Raw genomic sequence first — 21,340 nt, forward strand, 5'->3', positions numbered from 1 at the left:
CGAACCATCGGGTTCATGCATGTATCATAGCACAACCCTATTGTTCAGATGCCATAGTTTTCAAGCCAGCGCTGAATGTTCTTTTCCTGCATGTGAAGATACGTGTTAATCCACTGGTGGAGATGCATGCGGCGCGGATCAACGGCGATGGCAATATCGTCATCCTGATCCTCCAGCTGCACATATTGAAGGTCAAGGGAGTAGGCAGGATTCTGATTCAAATAACGTGAGATTTCAAAAGCATCATAGACAGCAGCGATCACTTCGCCTTGCCGCACATGATCAAATAATTCGGAAGTATTCTTGTAGGCAGTCTGTTCTTGCGTAGGAAAAAGCTCGTGTGTAAAGCCTACGTAAGACGTGCCTTGCACAATGCCGATCTGTGTTCCACGTTGCTGAAGCAGCGTTAGCACATCCGGATATTCGCCTTTTTGTCCGAGTTCCGCAAGTTGAAGACGGTTAATGAGCAGTGCTTGTTTGAAATGCAGATAGGCATCCGAGAACAGCACTCGCTTCGCCCGCTCCAGAGTGATACTCAATTTGGAAATACCGACGTCTACCTCCCCGGAAGACACTTGATCAATCACCTCATCAAAAGAAGTGGCTGTTCGGATATATTCCGGTTTCACCCCGAGTTTAAGAGCGATGTCGTTGGCAAGCTCAACATCGCTCCCGCGCAGTAACCCTTCTTCATCGGTGTAAAAGAACGGATAGCTGTCCTCCACCTTCAATCCAATCCGCAGCTTGCCGCTGCTCAAAATATCCCGAATATCCTCCGGATATCCTTCCAATTCTTCCGCAGTATAAACTCTTGGCTCCCTTCCCTTAGCTGCCTTAGCTGCTGTGATGTCCGTTTCTGCTGCCCGAGACTGAGCCGTTTCAGTCTGCGGACTTGCTATGGTTGATACAGCGTCTCGGGATACGCTTGTACAGGATGAGAGGATAAGTCCTATGGTTAACATGAACAACAGCAAGATGCACAGCCGGCCGTAACTTCTGATCATGGTTAGCCCCCTTCTCCTGCAAGTGGAAGCTGCGTTTTGCGAAAACAAGCTGCACATACGCTCATCTCGTACACCGCAATTCGAATGTGGCAGACTTTGCAACGCGCAATTGAAACAGTTGCCAGCCCACCGACAACCTCTTCCAGTTCTTCTTCCAGCAGTTCATCGGACTGGCGGTTCTCCTGCTCCGCATCGTTTCCATTCTGTTGATATCCCATCTTCTGCCTCTTTCGAAGATTACTGAAGCCGTATTGTCTCAGATCATATCAGAGAACAGACGGAATACCGTAACCCCACGTTATATTTTGACCACTCATGCCCTGACCATAATCAAGCAACAGGCCTAGACCTTGTACAAGCTCTTCCAATTCAGGCACAGAAGGTTTTAAGGTGAACATATCATAGATCTTCCTGCGACTTCGTCCGGCATTTATGTGGTTCTCCATACGGTAGTAACCAAACGTTAACGTATTGACCGAGACTCGAAAAGGCGTCATCTCTTTGGCGAAGCTTTTGACATATGCCTGGGCACCCTGGTTATACACCGGAGAAGAAGGAAATCCACTATAGTGCATCATATCTGCCAGTATGGGTACGATCATCTGTCCACTCTGTTTACGCGCCATAAAATTACCTGCTGCACGGGTATATAGAAAGAGTTCACTTAACTGACGATGGCTGGTTAGAGCAAAAGCCGCCGGATCACTTTGGAGCTCAGACAGTTCATCCACCCAGCTACTGCCATGAATATAGAAGTCGAGCCCCTGCATATGCTCGGCAGATGCTGACAGTACGGATTCAATTCCCTTCATTCCCAGGTCCGGCGCAACGATAATCCGGCAGTTCTTCTGGTCGTGCACAGACAGATCGGAATGAAACTGCTCTGCTTGTTCTGATGTAGCGAAGCTTGCTGTAATCTGCAAGCCACGATGTAACAAATATACAACCATCATCTGCATAGCTGTACTCTCTGCATGATGCACATACGCCGTTTTCATTAGCTTCCCTCCCTCTGATTCCAATTCAAGTTTGCCCTTAACGCAAAAAGCCGCCATCCAGTTTTAATGTCTGTCCGGTATGATAACGTGCCGCAGATCCTGCGAGGTATATTACCGCCTCAGCTACCTCTTCCGCATATCCTTGCCTTCCGATCAGGGTGTGGCGCAGAAAATCATTCAGTTTCTCTTCCGGCACCTCCCCCGTCATCTCGGTATCAATCATACCTGGTGCGATGGCACTGACCTGAATGTTGTTTGATGCATACAGGCGGGCATATAACTTCGTCAGCCCTATCAAAGCCCCTTTGGAAGCTGCATAATTGCTTTGACCTTCCCGCCCATATATACCGCTCACCGACACCAGGTTGATAATGCTTCCACTGTCCTGAAGAACCATGTAGCTGACCGCTTCCTGTGAGCAATAACAGGCACCAACATAATTGGTGTCCAGCACCTCATTCCACTGTTGCTCTTCCATCCGCAGTGCCATCTGGTCGCTCGCTCTTCCGGCATTATTGATCAGGACATCCACACGGCCAAATGTATTAAATACCTCTTTCATCACATCCGCTACAAAAGCATGGTCCGCAACAGAGCCCTTGAACAACCGCATCCGTCCGCCTGCTGCACTCACCGCTTCTGTTAGCCGGTCCGCCGCGGCGTCATCCTTGACATAGATGCCTGCCACAATGGCTCCCTCTGCAATGAATCTCAGCGCTATGGCCCGCCCTATGCCCCGTGATACCCCTGTAACCACAACGACGTGATCACGAAAGGTCATTGGCCTCGCGTCCCTTTGGTCTTTCTGGCCATAATCAGTTCCGCAATGGACTGCACATTTCTCAGATGAATCTGTAGCTCTGTTGCGGGAAGGTCCTCCACCATCACGCCGTACACTTCTTCCATACCAACCATAACCTCGAACGCCTCCACAGAATCGAGTCCCAGTTCTTCACCGAATAAAATCATGTCATCCGTAATTTCCTCTGCGGTGATGTCCTCCAGTTTGAGCCGATCAATTAACAACGTTTGTTTGATTGTCTGTTTGATCTCATCCATCTCTACCTCGTAATTCACTGTCATATGTGTAAGCCTCCTATAATTTTTTTCAATTAACACGGTTCACTCAGCGACGCTACTGACGATTGCCGCAGAATAACTGCCATTAACGGTAGAACTGATGGTCAAAATATGGCGGTATGCAGAAGAGCACTCAGGCAGGCCCAGATGGGCGTAGGTACCTTTGGCAAGTTCGTGCATGGCTCCCGGGCTTACAAGCTCTGCAGCCGCCGCGAGATGTAACATCGAACTGTACGATTCTCCATAGCCAGCCCATGCATTAAGGTTAATGATCGGCACGGATGGTACGGCCACAGCTTCCCCGATCGAGGATACAGCGACCTGCTCCATCTCCAGTTCACCAGGACGTCCTACTGAGTTGAGCAAAATCAGATCCATTTGCCCCATGCTGGTTTCAGCTTCATGGAGTGCATCGGTAACTGCCCGGATCAACGCCTCGCTCTGTCTCGAAGCGTCCTGTGCTGCGCCAGAAGCAACACCGAGTCCACTCAATTCCGCATAGATCCCGGATCGCGTCTGATCAGCTTCTTCCAGGTCACTGAGAACCATACAGACACTGCCTTCCGTCATCTCGTAACGGCTGTCCTGCAATCCTTTGGCCCGGTCGATATCCTCCGCAAGCTGGGATCGTTCATCTCCAGCACCAATCAGACAAGACGTCAGGGCTCCCTCTCGGATCTTGCCCGTTGCATACAATGCGGCAGTCAATCCCTCATTGCCTCCTGTGCTGAAGGAGCTATTGAATCCCTTAAATTGCAATTTCTCAGCCGTCTGACCAGCAATGGAATTAATGACCGTATGCGGGAAATAGATCGTACTTGCATACTCCGGGCCTTTGACAAATACAGATTCCAGAAAGTTCGAAATACTGCTCGTGCTTCCTCGTGCCGTACCGTAGATAAAACCCGTATGTTCCCGCTGAGACTCGCCCAGCGCTGCATCCTCCATCGCTGCAAGAACTGCACCAATCGTATTCTGTGTGAGCTGGTTCATTCTGCGCTCATATTTGCTCTTATCGTAATCTTTTAAGGAGAAGAAGGCTGTTTCCGTTACCTGTTCGGTGTCCTTACCGAAAGCCCCGAGTACATTCCCCTTACGGATATCCCCTTTGCTGACGGCACCCACTCCAGTAATGACAACACGTCGTCTGGGGACTGCCTCGCCCGGATGCTCTGCAAGTGAATTCTCACGTTCAGCATTCTGCACGCTCGAATACCACTCTTCTTCGATTCCATTTGTACGCAGCACAAGCGAAACATTGTGTCCTCCGAACCCCGAATTGTTGCAGATCATATATGCCGGACGCATCGGACGCATCGAATGTTTAATGATATCCACTTCCTCGCAGCCTTCACGGGGCTCCTCAAAATGAAGCGTAGCGGGAACGTATCCTTGCCTGATAGCGTAGAGCGAGGTAACCAGCTCCAATGCAGCCGAAGTACCTAATGTATGACCAAAATAGGCTTTGCTTGAGCTGATAGGAATCGACAGATTAGGCCCGAAACTACCCTGCAGACCACTAATTTCAGCACGATCATTCGCCTGTGTTCCAGTCCCGTGTGCGTTTACGTATTCAATATCCGTTTTGGATAATCCGGCAAGGCTGATCGCCATCTCCACTGCACGTTGTATGCCTGCACCTTCCGGGTGAGAAGCCGTCATATGATGGGCATCGTTGCTCAATCCATAGGCACATAATTCAGCATAGATCGTAGCACCACGTTCAAGTGCGGCGTCCAGTCTCTCCAATACAACAAAGGCTGCACCTTCTCCCAGATTCAATCCGTATTGGGTGCTGAAGGGTGAAGAGGGACGGGAATTAAGTGCACGGAGTACATTAAATCCGGCATATACACTATGCGACAATGGGTCAGATCCACCAGCGAGCATTACATCGGCATACCCCCAGCGAATGAGATCACTTGCATAGCCTATGGCATTGCCACTCGCAGCACATGCCGTATTTAACGTTGTGACCGGACCTGCCACACCCAGAACTCGCGCTGCATCATCGCCCTGCTGATAAAATGGATACCGGGACGTATGATCGACGTCCAACTCAGACAGGTTCCACTGTTCTTCCAAAGATAGAACTCCACCGTTACACGTACCCAGCGTAAGTCCGATCCGCGCAGGAAGAACGGATGGCTTTCCGCCTGTTCCTTTTGTCCTGTCGTGATGCGTCATGTTATCCGCATGTGCTATTGAAAGGCCACTATCGATTAACGCTTTCCTCGCAGCAGCGATGGCATACCGTGCACATAAGTCCATGGATAGCTCCGCTGTGCCTGCAAGTACTCCTTCACGGATGGAATCCTCCAACTGACCTGCAAGTGAACTCTGTAACTTATCCGTGTCGAAGCGGGTTACTTCCCGAATTCCGGTCTCAGCAGCCAACATACGCTCATATACCATCTGCGGATGATCGCCGAGTGCGCATAATACGCCCATTCCTGTAATCACGATACGATCCTTCGTGTTGGTGTTCTCTCTGTCTCTCATATTCGTCCTCCTCTCCTTATTGCAATCGGCTGTAACAGCTTCGTTTCTCACTCTTCTTCCATGAATACGGTGCAAGCCACTGCCGGGCAAGCTTCATCATGACCGGTGTACTCTGGTTAACCGTGAACATCGCTTGAGGGATACCTGCCTCCGTTTGAACGCGGATGGATCTGCCCAGCATCTGAAAAGCCAGACCGAACTGTTGATACTCCGGCGCAATATATAGTGCATCATACAAAATCGTGTCTTCGTCCAGTCGATACGTCATCGACCATCCCTGAATTCCTTGGGTGGATTGAATACCGAAGCTGTTGCTCGGTTCCAGGGAAGCAAAGGTTTTGAACGGAGACAGAAATGAAGGGAAATCAAGCTCTCCTGCTTCAATGGATTGTCTAAGTTGCCCCTCCTCCCGATCTGCCCAGAGAAATAACTCCAGCCCCTGGGGTATAGCGCGTTCCCTTAGCCAAGCCGCCTGAGCAATCCCGCTTCCAAGATGAATATGGAAAACGACAGATTCACATTGCGGCTGTGTCCAACCTTCCTTATGCAATAATGCTTCGATCGTATCGGTTGAAGACTTGTCGGAGTAATAGCTCAGGGAAATCGTAGCCAGTTGTTTCTCCACACACAAGCTTCGTGCATCCCGGAGCAACGATGTAGCGATTTTTTGCCTGCGCCATGGCTTCGATACGAAGATACACTGTAAGACTGCATGCCCGTATCCACCCCGCTGCTCAAGCACAAGCAGGCCCACGGGGACACCTTGCGATTCTGCTCCGATTAACATGAACCGTTCAGATTCCATTGGGTCATTCAAGCTCAGCTCCACCTGTTTGTATAACCACTGAAACATGAACGATTTATACTTCATCCTGTCCTGGAGCGTTAACCGTTTGATAGTGATCATAATGTTCCTTTCTGGCTGACAATAGTGAAGTGGTTAGACATTGTATGGATACATTCGCAGCCGTAATGATAGGATCAATAACTGGATTCATAGCCAAAAGCAGAATGATGGTGACCTCGGAAGGCAGAGCGAGCATCTCCGCAATAACCGCGATCATGCCAATAGAGACAACACCCGGGGAGCCTGCACCAGCAATGGATATCACCACAGCCCCTGCAAGCACCACGATCCACTGCGACAACGTAAAGTCAAAATCATACAATTGCACGGTAAAGGTGATGCCAAGCGTATACACAAGCACCATACTGTAACGGCACATGATCATGCCCAGGGGTACGACCAATTGAACGATACGCGGATCTTGCTGAAGCTTCATACTCAGTGCCTCCATACAGGTCGGAACGGTGGCGATACTATTCCGTGTACCGAATGCCAGAATTAACGCATCCTTCAATGCAGACAGGATGACCCGGACAGGCTTCCGCAATGTTACAGCCATGATCACAATAGATAGCACAATCAGAATCACGCTGGAAATGTAAAACATCATGATCAACTTCATCATGGCGGGTAAAATATCCAAATTTAGTGTCGCGAACTGCCCTGCCATCATACAGAAGAGTGCAAAAGGCAATGCGTACATGGACCAGGAGATCACCTTTTGAAACGCTCCAAACAATACATCAGCAATCTTCAGCACATCATCTCCCTGCGGTGTCCGCATCATGCCGACTGCCACCCCAACGATCACGGAAAAAAACAAGATTTGCAGCGTATTATTTTCCGTCAGCGCTGTGAATATATTGGATGGAATCATGTTAAGCAAAAACGTAAATACCCCCTGTGGATTCTCATCGGACAAGGAACGAGTATCGGCGCTCAGATCGTAGACAATCGCCCCAAGTACATGCTTGGATTCTTCTGCCAACCCTGCGCCTGGACGGCCGATTCCACCAAGACCGAGACCTAGCAGACCGCAGAATATCAACGCCAAGGTATATACCATGCCCATACGAACGATCATCTTCATCGCTCCGCTCTGGATAAACAGACTGCCAATACTGGAGATAATGGCGGTCATCATAATGGGAATGACACACATCTTCAGAAAGGACAAGTACAGATCTCCAAACCGTGATATCGCATGAGCTAATTCCGGTACATATATACCTGCCGCAATTCCGGATACCATACCGAGTACAATCATCCAGAACGATTTGATCCACTTCAATGAGAAAGCTGTCTTCCTTGACACGCAGGCACCTCTTGTTCGTCATTGTAGCCATGGTGACTGCTGCACTGAATTCCTGATCAGACAGCGGACTTCCGGGCTCGTGTTAAGCAATTTGGAGTGCGCCCCTACCTAGTTAGGCGGATCGCACTCCAATTCATTCCATGCTTTTTAATATAAGTATGAAGTATACAAGGAAGACTATTTAGCTTGTGCGTTACCGTAATTTTCTCCAACACGGATGGCCGCTCTTGCTGCATCCTCGGCAATACTACCCACGCCATTGAAGAAATCAGTTGCGCCGTCTTTGCTACCACCAGCCACAGATTCCAGCTCGGTTTCTGTCAACTCATCCGCCTCGCCGCGTGCTTCTGGCAATACAATCGTCGCGTGGTAACCTGTTCCATCCACTACATTGATTTTGAACTCACGTGGTACTTCTTGACCTGTTTCTTGCTGAATTGCTGCGTAGATGTCGCTTACAGCCAATGCGCGGAATGCTGCATCCGAACTTGCCTTAGCCATAACTGCGTTTACCGTTTCTTGAATCTGCTCTTCTGTCCAACTCATGTAATAATTCCTCCAATAGATCGATTTGGTTTCTTACCTTATTCAGCATAACAGCCCAGTTTCAAGCAACACTCAAGGTTACTTCAAGTTTAGTTCAAATCTTAGGCCAGTTGACGGCTGGCCAGTTCCGCGAAGAGCCCGTTCTGCTCCATCAGCTCCTGATAGGTGCCAGACTGAATGATTCTGCCTTTATCAAATACATAGATATGATCCGCCTGCGTAATCGTACTGAGCCGGTGTGCAATCACAATCCTTGTCACCTGAAGCTTGCTGAGGCTTTGGCTGACAATACGCTGTGTCCGGTTGTCCAATGCACTTGTTGCCTCGTCAAAAAAGAGAATCTTCGGCCGTTTGGCAATGGCTCTGGCAATCATCAAACGCTGCCGTTGCCCACCGGATAGTGTACCTCCACCTTCAGAAATGACCGTATGCATTCCCATGGGCATGCTGCGGATGTCATCATCGAATCCAGCCATGGCTGCGGCCTCCCAAGCATCCTGAATCGTCAGATCCGACGTTCCTGTGATATTCGTGAAGATATCACCGGACATCAGTTTGCTATTTTGCAACACCACGCCGAACTGACTCCGAAGCAAGCTGATATCAAGCGAACGCAGATCCTGACCATCGAAATAAATAGAGCCGCTCTGAGGTTGTTCGAAACCCAGTAACAGTCGCATCAACGTAGACTTTCCACAGCCTGATGCCCCGACAAAGGCTACATATTGTCCTGATTTGATATCCATCGACAGGTCGTTCAACACAAGTGCCTGATCCTCTTCATACCGGAACTGGATATGGCGAATCTCGATCGCTCCACTCACCTCACCCGGATCTTCCAACTGATCATGGATTTCAGGTAACGTTTTGAGAATGGGTTTGGCTCGTTCATATAATGGAACAATGTTCACCACGGATAACAGTGCTGTAGCCATACCGAGCATGGCCATAAGGAAGCTGGTAAATGCAGCGAAAAATGCGATAAACTGTCCTGCCGACATTTCTGAACGGGTAGATACCACCAGGTAGAACAACACCATTGATGTCAGCAATGGGAAAAAGGCTTGAAATACACTGGAGAAGCTATCCAGCATCCGAACTTTATAGGACCACTTTTTCTGCTCCGCAAATGCCCTGGCCCACAAGAAGAAAGCCCGGTTCTCGGCTGCTGCCATCCGAAATTTGCTCATTCCGTTCAATAGTTGAAGTACTGTTCCGGCAATCTGTCCCTGAAGCTCCAACAATCGGCGCTGGTAACGTACCTGTAGCAGGCCAATCGCAAAGGTAAATGACATGGAGATGAGGACAAGACCACCCGCCACCAAGGCAAGAACAGGACTATACCGGAACAATAATGCAAATTGAAAAATGGAGAACACACCTGTTAGCAGCGAACTGATTACTGCACCGGATAACAGCTGCCGAATCGCATTGATGCTTCCCGCTCTGGAAGCCAAATCCCCGGCTGAATAGTTTCGGAAGAACGAAACCGGCAGATTCAGCAATCGATCCCAGATGGCAGCCTGAACCGCATTCTCCACGCGTCCTTCCATACGCAGCGCGGCAAGTGAACCTGCGAGTCGGAACAAGGCAATCGATAACACGACCGCGATGAGGATAAAGGCCATCTGTACCAACGGCCCTCGATAAGACTCCGGTATAATGGTATCCACCAGAATACCGCTGGCGAGCGGGACCATAATGCCCAGTAATCCAGCCAGTGCCCCCATCAGAATCACCATCACGAGATCCCGACGAACCGAGTGGTGAGCACCATACTGAAGCAGGTCTTTGATACCAAGCTCACGGGCAGGAAAAGGCCGGTAAAACATGTACGCCATCGGCTGTATGGTAGCCGCCATTTCATCATTAACGAACCCATTTTCCCCGTGCAATGGATTCTCCCAGCGATAAGAATTGGCCCCTGCTGGGATTAATGCAATTGGCTCGCCCGATGTCTCCAGGTATCCAACAAGCGGTCCATTGTCCGCTTCCCACCATTCCCCTTTAAGTGCGACCTGGCGGGAACGCACACCGGAAGCTTCCGCCATCTCCTGGACAGGCGAACGCTTCGATTGGCTTTTTAATTTTCGTGTAACAGGCTTCATCACGATACCAGCATAGTCCCCAACGATCTTACCTACGGGGTAAAGCGGATCAGTAGAATAAAAGGAGACAACTTGCTGCTCATCCGGCCCGGTAACGGCAATCAGTTTTTTGAGCGCATGGTCCATTAAGGAATCATCATGCTCCGTACGCTGTTGCAAGCGTTCCTGTTCCTGCAAGCGTTCCTTGGCAACCACAACCGCAAGCCTGCTGGCGATTAATTGATGGAATGCATATAACCCGTGAAGTGACGGATCTCTGGGTAACCAGGACTGCGTTACTTTTACATCGACCACAGCCGCTTGTTGCGTTTCCAGCCAGCACGAGGACGTTACGGGTATGTAACTAGCATCTTCTGTAGTAACGGGATGTTCTTTCCCCCAGAGTACCATGCCATCCTGTACTTTAATCCATACGGTACGCATCGGCCTCCAGGTCTGATCAGGTATCAGATTCTGATCTTCCCCAGGTTCCAACAGTGTAAATTCAAGTGGTGAATTCCGTACATTCAGTGCTGCCGACCAGCTACCAACCCACTGATCTACCTTGGATGCCAGCCACTCGTTATCCCACTGGTCGTTTACTCTTCGGTTCAGGAGTAACTCCTTTTCCATCCGGAATACTTTGGTACCGACAGACGCTGTTAACAACAAGCCCATTCGCTCCACCATCTGACCATTGTCAAAGCCGAATAAGAGCGCTCCCTCATCCAGACTGAACATATAACGGCGTTTATGTCTTGTTCCGGCGTTCTCTCCTTCCATGACTACAGCGAATACATCCACGTAACCGGAAGCCACGTACCATACACTGTTCTCATCCGTGATCAGAATAGGGTTATTTCCTTCCACATCATGAATCGTTCCAACCTTTGTAAAAAATGACTCCATTTTCGGCCTGATCGGCTCTGTCACGCTTTCACCCCCTTCTGCACCCCTGTTACTGACTCTGAATAAGACGGGTGTAATATCCGTTTTGCTCCATCAAAAACGTATGCGTTCCCCGTTCAATTATCTTCCCGCGTTCCAGTACAATGATCTCATCGGCATCCCGGATGGTACTCAAACGGTGAGCCACCGTAATACAGGTCAGACCTCTGCGCCGAAGACTGTCATCGACCAATTTCTCTGTTGCCGGATCAAGTGCGCTCGTCGCCTCATCCAGGATCAAAATCGACGGATTGCCTGAAAGGGCTCTGGCTATTTCCAGCCGCTGCCGCTGTCCTCCGCTGAAGTTACCGCCATTCTCCGAAATCATGTGGTCATACCCACCGCTACGTTCTGCGATATGGTCATGAATGACGGCATCTTTGGCTGCACGAACGACATCCGTCTCTGGAATCGTTGCATCCCAGAATGTAATATTTTCCTTGATCGTGCCTTCAAGCAGCACAATCTCCTGATCCACAACGGCCAGGGAATTGCCCATCCGATGCCTGGAGATCTCATCCCGACGCAGATCATCAAATCGAATCTCACCTTCCCACGGTTCATATATTCCGGCAATCAGCTTTGCAATCGTGGATTTTCCGCTGCCCGAACCGCCAACCAAAGCCACCTTCATGCCTGGCTGAATAGACAGATTAAACTGGTCAATTAACGGTGCCTCCAGCTTGCTGTATCCGTATGTCAGATTACTGATCTGTACCTGACCGGATAACTTGGCACTGTCCTTCTGTTCGTCTGCTTCATCCAGATCCGATTGAATCTGACGATCCACCGGATATTGCAACACGTCATCCAAACGTTTCATGCTTCCTCCTGCTTCCTGAATCGTTCCTGCCAGCATGACCATCTCATTCACAGGCTGACTGAAGCTTGCCGCAAGACTTTGAAAAGCAACCAACGAACCAATGGTCAACGCCCCGTTCATGACTTGAAAACCGCCAAAAAATAACACGGCAACAGCCCCCAGACTGGTCAACAGTGTGGGAACAGACATTAGAAACTGATTTGATACGCCAAATTGCTGATTGGATTGCAACAGTTTTGCCTGATAACCTGACCATTTGACGAAAAAATCAGACTCAGAGCTATTGGACTTCAACGTCTCAATAACTTGAAGTCCATTCATGGAGACACCCTGCATCTTGCCGCTTTCCTGCAACAGGCGCAGATTCTGATCGTTGCGCTTACGCGTGATGAATTGCATGAATATAACATTAAGCAGGGACACCCCTACCGTAACCACAGTTAGCAATACACTGTACTGCAACATCAGGAGCAGATAAAACAGGATCATGACACAATTCAGTGCAGCGACTGCCAGCTGTCCAGACAACAGCTGCGCGACCCGATCATTGATGGCCACCCTTGATGCGATGTCTCCGCTATGCCGTTGGGAAAAAAATTCAATCGGCAACCGGAGTACATGCCAGAAAAAACGACTGGATGAGCTTAAAGCCAGTTTCATCTCCAGTCTGAGCAAGTAGTAGCGCTGCAGCCAAATCAGCAATGCACGCAGCAGCGTCGTTATTCCCATACCAACCAGAAGCGGGAATAACCAATTGTTCAGATGTCCCAGCAACACCTGATCAATAAAGATTTTGCTGAACACCGGAATGACCAGACCGGGCAGAACCAGAAACAATCCTGCTATAATCGCATAGACCAGTGCCTTCTCCGAACCTTTGATTCGACTGGAGAGAGAGCTAAGCAGACTTGACGTTTTGCCTTGTGGGACATAACCCTCTGCAGGCTTCATCGTCAGTACAACACCCGTGAACGACTGATCCAATTCCTCAAAGGTAATCTCCCGCGGACCCGTAACCGGATCATTGAGGAACACCCGATCCTTCTGAATGCCCTCCAATACCAGAAAGTGATTGAAGTTCCAGTGGATGATGACCGGCCATGGCATGTTTCTCAGATCCTCGGGATTTTTACGGTACCCTTTGGCTTCCATTCCATATTGCCTTGCTGCCTTGAGAATATTGTTCGCTTTACTGCCATCACGGGACACGCCACAGGATATCCGAAGCTCCTCCAGTGGAATGAAACTTTTGTAATAGGAAAGTACAATCGACAGTGAGGCAGCTCCGCATTCTACAGCTTCCATTTGTAATACCGTCGGCGTTTTCACTCTTCTTGGGGCCACTACTCCATCATCCTCCCTATGCCTGTTCGACTATATTGACTCCTCATTTGAAATAGGGAATGACGGTTGCAATCGGTCGCTGCGAATGAACCGTAATGGTTCCATCCACCGTCATTCCACTATTCAGACGCACAGGCGGACCTTGTTTCGTTGTCCAGTTATATCCACTCGACAACTCCGAGTTAGGCGAGAGATTCACGCGCACTTCCAGCGAGAGACCTTGCGAGGCCATCTGCTCCACAAGACCCTCGTTACCCAATGTAGACTGTAACTCCTGTACCGTTACGGGGAATTCAGATACCGAAACGACCTGCCCGATCATGGAGCCATATTCTTCACGATTGACGGTACTTGGCGAGACACGGACTTCCATGCCCGGAAGTAACTGCTTGCCTTGATTTACGGGCACATACATAACCCCTATTAATTCATCCGTCTGAGACCCGTAGGTCTCCATCCGGAACATCTCCGTTCCTTCACCCACATACATTCCATTCTTAACTAACACCTCGGTGACCTTTCCTGTGTAAGGACTGACCACTTGAGTCTGGTACTCATAGTTCAGTAACTGCTGCTCCTGCTGCTGTTTTAACTTGCCCAGCTCCGCAACACGCCCTGACTTGCCTTGAGATGAGGCACTTTGCAGATTGGTGATAGCAAGCTTCGTTTGCCTGATCTGGTCAAGCAATGCCGGTTGCTCAATCCGACCAATCACCTCTCCTTGCTGAACCGTATCATTCTCCACCACTGCAATATCGGAGATTGCGCCTTCTGAAGAGGTGTGTACCGTTTTTAGGCCGCCCGGCCGAATCAATACACCCTGTCCTTCTGCCCTCGTGGTCATGGTGCCAAAGATTCCCCAATACAGCGCAGCTGCCAGAATTAAACCTGCCCCGATGAGCATCAACCAGCCGCGGGGAGAGGTGACACGTACCAGATTATCCAGCTGTTCAGGAGAAGACAGCCGCTCAAGGGCTACTTTTCGAAAAACCTGTTTATTCATCCTGACCTCCCCCTTTCGCCGAATCTCGTGATGAATCTGAAACGGGCGTCTCATTCAGGGCCTGAAATTTGCCTTGCTGTAACTTCTTCATTACAATGCTCATTCCCTGAACATCACCCTGGGTATCAAAAAAGTGTTCACCCGTAACCCCCTCCCAAGATGTAAGGTCGGACAAAGCTTCTGCTATCGCTTTCGGACTTCGTGAACCTGCTTCTTCTATACCCGCAGCGAGTAATTTCAGTGAATCATATGCCTGTGCCGCCCATTTATCCGGTGCCTTACCATAGTGTTTAATGTAGGTTGATCGAAAATCTTGATTGACGGTCGATTGTCCCTGATCATCGTATACGGAAGCTACGATTGTGCCTTCTACGGACCCGCCGCCTTGTGCAAACTCAACCGAATCAAGTGCATCTCCCCCAATGATAGGGGTATCCATACCCGCCGCACGGATTGCTTTGACAAATGTAATTCCTTCGTCCGCTCTTGTCGCGATCATAATCAGATCTGTGTCCAGTGTCTCCCATTTATTCGCAATCCGCATCATGTCGGCTCCGTCCTTATAACCTGATACGCGGTCAACCACATTCTGTCCGGATAAGGTAACCTGACGTTCAAATGCATTCGCGAGCCCTCTACCATACTCGTCATCGGTATAGTAGATTGCGATATTCTCATGCTTCGTGCCCGCAGCATACAGGGCAAGGGATTGCCCGATCTGATTATCATTCGGTATATTTCTAAAAATATAAGGACTGCTCACATCGGTCAGTTTGGGCGAGGTCGATGCCGGAGACAACAGTACAATGCCCGCATTGGCATATATGCGTGAAGCCGGTACGGTTACGGAAGAACCCCGATGCCCAATGACCGCACTGACGGAGGGATTATCGGCGAATTGCTGCGCGATGGCCATGCCCTTTGTCGTGGAAGCGCCATCGTCCATCTCCAGCAATTTAATTCTTTTCCCTCCCAGAACACCCTCTTTGTTAATCTGCTCCAGCGCCAACTGCAGCCCTTCACGGAATTGTTCATTCTGCTTCTCAAAAGGCCATACAGCTCCCACGATGACTTCATTCGATGAGCTTCCAAGCGTCTTTTCTCTGATCTGGTCTGGCGCAGTGTCAGATGAACACCCACTGATTACCAGTGCACCAAGCAGTGCCACACTCCACAACACCCATTTCAGGCGATTCCCCCCACTACCATTCACTAGACCTATCTCCCTCCAGAGCTCAACCTTGGAACGCCCAAGTTTTAATATCATTAATTATAGAAGCAGCCGAATCCTGAAGACCATAAATTGAAATTCAAGTTAACCTCAATTTCATATCAAATTTTATGTATCCAATCGACTTATTCCGGTCCACATGCGATACTTGAAACAGAATACATCGAGGACTTTCGACGAACGCTTGGAAGGATACGGACTTTGACCAAAGCGATATACATAAGGAGAATGAACGCCGTATGTCTTTGAAAAACACGATTTTGATTGTCGATGATGATCATGAAATCAATGAATTGTTAACGATGTCTTTGAAACGGGAAGGTTTTCAGACCGTATCTGCATACAATGGCGTGGAGGCACTTCGAGCTGCACAGGAGCATTCACCTGATCTTGTACTCCTAGATGTGCTGTTGCCTGGGATGGATGGTTTTCAGATCTGTAGCGAGATTCGTAAAACGAGTAATGTGCCTATTTTGTTCGTAAGTTGTAAGGATGAAGCCACAGACAAAGTCATCGGACTTGGGCTGGGAGGGGACGACTTTATCTCCAAACCATTTAGTCCAATTGAGCTGATTGCACGAGTCAAGGCTCATATTCGGAGAAACAACATGCCACAGAAACAAGAGGAACAGGTGGATGAAACGCTGGTATTTGATCAACTACTCATCGACCCAGCCACCCACCGTGTGCTCGTCGGTGACAAACCCATTGCTTTGTCGGCCAAGGAATTCAAATTACTGTTCCATCTGGCGAAGAACCCGAATCGCGTATACAAAAATGAACAGCTTTTCTCGCTGCTCTGGGATGATGTGCATATGGGCGATACGCATACAGTTATGGTACATATCTATAATCTGCGGAAGAAGCTGGAACAAAATCCAGCCAAGCCACACTATATCCGTACAATTCGGGGTGTCGGGTACAAATTCAATGACAAGCCTGTTGAATTCGCAGAGTAAACGTATTACAGCACACAGGCATGTACGTTCATTCAAACTAAAAAAGCCGCCAGAATGGCGGCATGATGATGGTAACTATATTCTCTTTTTCATTGAATGATTAACTAACGATATCTGCTTCCCGGAACTCTTCCACGAAACTATCCAGCCAATCCGAACCATAGTCCAGCGCACCCGTATCACTCTCAATAAAAGCAACATCTAGTCCCATCACCCAGAATCGGCGAGCAACAATAAAGAGATCAACCGCCTGCTCATCTTCGGCAGAGAAGCTTCTGACTGAACGATATCCTGCCATTAGCGCATCCCATAATGCTGCTTTTCGCTCATCAGACTGTCTTTTTCGAACTTTCACTTGAGCTAAATCATAGGCACGCCAGCCTTTGGCTGCCCACTCGAAGTCATAATGGATGAACTGATGTTCCTGTTGAAACACATTGTTATTTCCATGCATATCGCCATGGCACAGACCAAAGTCCAGGTCTTGTCTGGAAGTGGTAACGATGCGTTCTTTTAACGTTGTGGCAAACGTATGGAGAAATGCTGCTGCTTCATTGTTCTCACCGATATAGTGGATAATTCGCTCAAGGGGTTCGTCAATAAGTAACTTCAGATCCAGCTCATATCGTGGCAGCTCCATGTTCACCTGATCCATAGCCTCATGCAATTCAGCGGCAGATTGACCAAAGGCGTAACAAGACTCCTCATCCTCCAGGTTGTTCTCCGTACCCTCAATATACCGAAACATCACAGCAACCCGCTTGCCTTCCGCAGCCTCCAACACCGTATATCCCGTATGATCTTTCTTCTCGATGTATTCTCCAATATCGGTATGTTCCGCAGATCCTAGAACGTTCTTCAGTTGAGACAATAACGAAAGCTCATACTGAACATCTGCCTCCGTGATTTCAGTGCGGTAGATACGGAGAATATACATGCCACTGGACGTGCGAACCCGGTAGGTATCATTCAATCCTCTAAGCCAAAACAAACATTCTTCCCATGTTCCAATATCATATTGATTACTCAATGCAGACTCCAGGTACCTGGGGTTAAGCACTGAACGTAAAGCAGACGGTTGAATGGACATATGTATGCTCCTTCGGTTTAATATGATTATTTCTCATCTGATGAACGATGTAATCCTTTCACCTATCAACCTATAACATAGTATATTTTTCATTTATTTTCCAGAATATATATTTTGATGAGCAAATACTCTTTAGACTCCTGCAGCTCCATCTCTCGACAATGCAGTACATTCACGAAAGGCAAAATGTTTGCACCCCCTGCATTTTTTAACATCCAGATGCACTAATGCATAATTGATCGCTTCACCCGTGTGCTCAAACATATGATCAGGACCAATCCGTTCAATCAAGCCTGTTCTCTTCAGCATCTCCAACGGTTGCGCCTGAATGCCTGAAAGTAAAACCCTGCCCCCGGATCTCTCCATATGTTTGACAACACGGGCCAGATTGGATTCACCTGTTGTATCCATAAAAGGCACCTTGCCCATGCGCAACAGCAGAGTGCCTGGTCGCCGATGAATCGAATCCATAACCGACTTCTCGAACATATCCGCTGCGCCGAAAAAAAGTGGCCCTTCAATTGTATACAGGCTTATTTGCGGACAGTCATGTCCTTCCCGAACCATGTGGGCCATGACTTTCTCATGTTTATGATCGGGATCAGGCAACACTTTGGCTACCTTCAACATCTCACTCATGCGTTTAACAAATAGAAGAACAGCCAAAATCAACCCAACCTCTACAGCCGTTGTTAAACTTGTAAATACGGTCAGCAAAAAGGTAATGAGCAGAACGAGTGAATCGCTCGTTTTGGTTTTCATGACATGCATGAAGGATCTCCGTTCACTCATATTCCAGGCAACCAGCATGAGAACGGGAGCCATACTGGCAAGAGGAATGTGGGATGCATATGGCGCAAAGAGAACAAGTACCAGCAAAACCACTACACTGTGAATCACACCAGACCATGGCGATACTGCGCCGGATTTGATATTCGTTGCTGTACGTGCAATCGCTCCTGTTGCAGGAATACCACCAAATAACGGCGTCACTATATTAGCAATCCCCTGCCCAATCAACTCTCGATTGCTGTTATGCCGATTTCCAGTCATGCCATCGGCAACAACTGCGGATAGCAGCGATTCAATTCCACCCAGCATGGCGATGACAAAAGCGGGTTGCAGCAAGTTCACGATACGCTCCCAAGTGATCTCAGGCACATGAAACTGAGGCAAGGAGTTAGGTATGGCGCCAAAGGACGAACCGATCGTAGCCACCTGCCCTTCAAAAAAGAACGCTGCGACTACGGTCGAAAGAACCAGCCCCACCAGTGATGCAGGCACCTTTGGTGCAAACTTGGGCACAAGCAGAAGAACAGTCAGACAGATTCCAGCTGTAATCACACTGTATATATTAATCGTCGAGATATGCATCCCGATTTCTTTCATATTGGACCAGAAATCCTCGTGCTTCTCTATACCTCGAAGTCCCAGAAAGTTCGTAATTTGTCCGCTAAAAATAATGACGGCGATCCCCGCCGTAAAACCGATAGTCACCGGCCTTGGAATAAACTTGATTAACGCCCCAAGCTTGAATACGCCCATAAGTACAAGCATCAAACCGGCCATGATTCCGGCGATCAGCAGATTTTCATATCCATACTGCATCACAATGGCGAAGAGGATCGGAATGAATGCCCCTGTTGGCCCGCCAATCTGGAACTTGGACCCACCCAGCAAGGAAATGAGAATCCCTGCGATTACTGTGGTATACAATCCATACTCCGGTTTGACCCCGGAAGCGATGGCAAAGGCCATACCGAGTGGAATCGCAATGATACCTACAATCAGTCCCGATAACAGATCCTTGCGAAAAGCGGCAGCATTATACCCTGCATATCTCCCCATCCATCTCATGTACAAAAACCTTCTTTTCTTCATATATTTGAATATTTGAATATATTTAAAAGACTACTCCCCTGCATACGTCCTGTCAATCGGATTACGCACAATTCCAGCAAGGAACCTAACACAAAAAACAAGAACCTCCGGTGATTACACCCAGTTGCTCTTGTTTATTGTGTCAGGACTCTTTACGAATATCTTCCAGCATGGAAATGGCATCAACCAGATGATTGTCAAAAATCTGTTTGGTGACTGCCAGCAGGTCCTTAATCAGCGGATCACGCAGCGAATATGTGACGGTTGTCCCTTCTTTGATTCCGTGGACAACGTTTTTGCTGCGCAATACAGCCAGTTGCTGTGAAACGGCAGAGCCTTCCGATCCCAGAATGCTTTGCAGTTCATTCACGTTCTTGGCTCCTTCACTCAGCAGCTCCAGAATCTGAATCCGCATCGGGTGCGCCAACGCTTTGAAAAAATCCGCTTTAAACTGTTGTATGCTCTGATTCATACGCTATGCCCCTTCAATCGAACTTTTGAAGATGCAAATATCATAACATAGAACGGGTACCATGCTTTACTCTAACCGTAAACGGTTTGATGGAAAAATGAAGATTGACCTTGAAGTACACTTCAACCTTTATACTTTACCTATAGTCTCCACAGATCGTATATCTGAACTCCATCAGGAAGGGTGATTCCTCAATGAACATGTATATCCATAATCACAAACGCTCGTTGACGAGCTTTCTATTCGAGAAATATATCGGAACGTTGGATACCAAGAAAATTTTTTCAACACGCGAGCTTACCCGCAAACACCTGGATCATATGGGCTTGGAAAACATTAAACCTTATACCTTGGGTAAAACGAAACTGTCATCTTCCATCAAAGAGCGCTCCCATGAAGATATGCAGGTATTCACCTTAAACGATCAGCATTCCCGTGAACAGAGGGTCATTCTCTACATTCATGGCGGGGCGCATACACACCAGCCTCTGTCTTTACACTGGAAATTCATGGACCGCATGGCTCAGGCTCTGAATGCCAAAGTTGTTGCTCCCATCTATCCAAAGGTTCCTCATTTTAATTATCAGCACACGTATCCGAAACTGCTCAATCTATACCGGGATCTCCTTGCCTCCGTGGACGACCTGGCACAACTCACCATTATGGGGGATTCCGCAGGCGGGAACATATCCCTTGCCTTGGCCCATTATCTGAAGATGCATAATCTCCCGCAGCCCAAAGATATCATCTTATTATCACCTTGTGTGGATATGGTGCTGGATAATCCGGTCATATTTGATTACGAGACCCGCGACCCTATGCTCGCTGTGGAAGGGTATGACGTCATCCGGCGGATCTGGGCAGCTGATAAACCGTTGAACGATCCGTTAATCAGTCCAATCTACGGAGATTTCGCCGGTCTGGGCAAAATCAGCATCTTTATCGGGACTCACGAAGGTTTGTTTCCTGATAATATGAAGCTCGACAAGCTGCTTACGGATCAAAGAATCGATCATCAAACGTACGTTTACCCCAAAATGAACCATGTCTTCGTCCTCTATCCGATTCCGGAAGCCAGAGATGCTCAGCGTAAAATTGTTAATATCATTAATAGCTCAGCATATGAAACTCGACAACAAGCTGTAACACCTCTCCCATAGCCCTTTGGCAAAAGGAACGAAAAAAAGCTCAATCCCTGGACTACCGCCAC

The 21,340-nt window shown here is 48.5% G+C and carries 18 protein-coding genes; 2 read left to right on the plus strand and 16 right to left on the minus strand.

The features are described 5' to 3' along the window. Positions 1-44: 44 nt before the first annotated feature. The 13 genes from D829_RS32575 to D829_RS31555 all read right to left on the minus strand — a co-directional run bounded on the left by D829_RS32575 (position 45) and on the right by D829_RS31555 (position 15,710). A complete protein-coding gene (locus tag D829_RS32575) occupies positions 45-1,004 on the minus strand; it encodes an ABC transporter substrate-binding protein (protein ID WP_017690587.1) in 960 nt (319 codons plus the stop codon). 2 nt (positions 1,005-1,006) lie between these two features. Further along, entirely contained in the window at positions 1,007-1,222 is a 216-nt protein-coding gene (locus tag D829_RS0119410) for a hypothetical protein (protein ID WP_017690588.1), read from the minus strand. 48 nt (positions 1,223-1,270) lie between these two features. Then, positions 1,271-2,002, minus strand: coding sequence for an SDR family oxidoreductase (locus D829_RS0119415; protein WP_017690589.1), 732 nt, complete (start codon positions 2,000-2,002; stop codon positions 1,271-1,273). Between the two features lie 37 nt (positions 2,003-2,039). Further along, positions 2,040-2,783 carry an SDR family oxidoreductase gene (locus tag D829_RS0119420; RefSeq protein ID WP_017690590.1) on the minus strand — a complete coding sequence of 248 codons (744 nt, stop codon included), beginning with the start codon at positions 2,781-2,783 and terminating at the stop codon, positions 2,040-2,042. Next, a complete protein-coding gene (locus D829_RS0119425) occupies positions 2,780-3,085 on the minus strand; it encodes a phosphopantetheine-binding protein (RefSeq protein WP_017690591.1) in 306 nt (101 codons plus the stop codon). Before D829_RS0119425 ends, D829_RS0119420 begins: the two co-directional genes overlap by 4 nt. Before the next feature lie 39 nt (positions 3,086-3,124). Next, positions 3,125-5,584, minus strand: a complete 2,460-nt coding sequence (locus D829_RS0119430; protein WP_017690592.1) for a beta-ketoacyl-[acyl-carrier-protein] synthase family protein — start codon at positions 5,582-5,584, stop codon at positions 3,125-3,127. 16 nt (positions 5,585-5,600) lie between these two features. Then, entirely contained in the window at positions 5,601-6,491 is an 891-nt protein-coding gene (locus D829_RS0119435) for a GNAT family N-acetyltransferase (RefSeq protein ID WP_081595048.1), read from the minus strand. Beyond that, positions 6,445-7,746 (minus strand): cation:dicarboxylase symporter family transporter, encoded by a 1,302-nt coding sequence (locus tag D829_RS0119440; RefSeq protein WP_017690594.1) that lies wholly within the window; start codon positions 7,744-7,746, stop codon positions 6,445-6,447. Before D829_RS0119440 ends, D829_RS0119435 begins: the two co-directional genes overlap by 47 nt. A gap of 177 nt (positions 7,747-7,923) precedes the next feature. Next, positions 7,924-8,292: a hypothetical protein gene (locus D829_RS0119445; protein ID WP_017690595.1), complete on the minus strand. Its 369-nt coding sequence runs from the start codon at positions 8,290-8,292 to the stop codon at positions 7,924-7,926. A gap of 101 nt (positions 8,293-8,393) precedes the next feature. Then, positions 8,394-11,312 (minus strand): NHLP bacteriocin export ABC transporter permease/ATPase subunit, encoded by a 2,919-nt coding sequence (locus tag D829_RS0119450; protein WP_017690596.1) that lies wholly within the window; start codon positions 11,310-11,312, stop codon positions 8,394-8,396. Positions 11,313-11,337: 25 nt separating this feature from the next. Then, a complete protein-coding gene (locus D829_RS0119455) occupies positions 11,338-13,494 on the minus strand; it encodes an NHLP family bacteriocin export ABC transporter peptidase/permease/ATPase subunit (RefSeq protein WP_017690597.1) in 2,157 nt (718 codons plus the stop codon). A 43-nt stretch (positions 13,495-13,537) separates the two neighbouring features. Next, positions 13,538-14,497, minus strand: coding sequence for an NHLP bacteriocin system secretion protein (locus D829_RS0119460; protein WP_017690598.1), 960 nt, complete (start codon positions 14,495-14,497; stop codon positions 13,538-13,540). Continuing rightward, positions 14,490-15,710, minus strand: a complete 1,221-nt coding sequence (locus D829_RS31555) for an ABC transporter substrate-binding protein (RefSeq protein ID WP_017690599.1) — start codon at positions 15,708-15,710, stop codon at positions 14,490-14,492. The genes D829_RS0119460 and D829_RS31555 overlap by 8 nt, the downstream gene beginning before the upstream one ends. 257 nt (positions 15,711-15,967) lie before the next feature. Between D829_RS31555 and D829_RS0119470 the strand changes: the two genes are divergently transcribed. Then, positions 15,968-16,687: a response regulator transcription factor gene (locus tag D829_RS0119470; RefSeq protein ID WP_017690600.1), complete on the plus strand. Its 720-nt coding sequence runs from the start codon at positions 15,968-15,970 to the stop codon at positions 16,685-16,687. 100 nt (positions 16,688-16,787) lie between these two features. Here the strand turns inward: D829_RS0119470 and D829_RS0119475 are convergent, their stop codons facing one another. The 3 genes from D829_RS0119475 to D829_RS0119485 all read right to left on the minus strand — a co-directional run bounded on the left by D829_RS0119475 (position 16,788) and on the right by D829_RS0119485 (position 20,130). Then, the gene (locus tag D829_RS0119475; RefSeq protein WP_017690601.1) at positions 16,788-17,777 is read right to left on the minus strand and encodes a phosphotransferase; all 990 of its coding nucleotides are present in this window, start codon (positions 17,775-17,777) and stop codon (positions 16,788-16,790) included. Between the two features lie 132 nt (positions 17,778-17,909). Continuing rightward, entirely contained in the window at positions 17,910-19,634 is a 1,725-nt protein-coding gene (sulP, locus tag D829_RS0119480; protein WP_017690602.1) for a sulfate permease, read from the minus strand. Positions 19,635-19,800: 166 nt separating this feature from the next. Further along, positions 19,801-20,130 (minus strand): metalloregulator ArsR/SmtB family transcription factor, encoded by a 330-nt coding sequence (locus D829_RS0119485; protein ID WP_017690603.1) that lies wholly within the window; start codon positions 20,128-20,130, stop codon positions 19,801-19,803. A 194-nt stretch (positions 20,131-20,324) separates the two neighbouring features. Between D829_RS0119485 and D829_RS31560 the strand changes: the two genes are divergently transcribed. Beyond that, positions 20,325-21,290, plus strand: a complete 966-nt coding sequence (locus D829_RS31560; protein ID WP_017690604.1) for an alpha/beta hydrolase — start codon at positions 20,325-20,327, stop codon at positions 21,288-21,290. The last annotated feature ends 50 nt before the right edge of the window (positions 21,291-21,340 follow it).

Source organism: Paenibacillus sp. PAMC 26794, from assembly GCF_000316035.1.
GTDB lineage: Bacteria > Bacillota > Bacilli > Paenibacillales > Paenibacillaceae > Paenibacillus.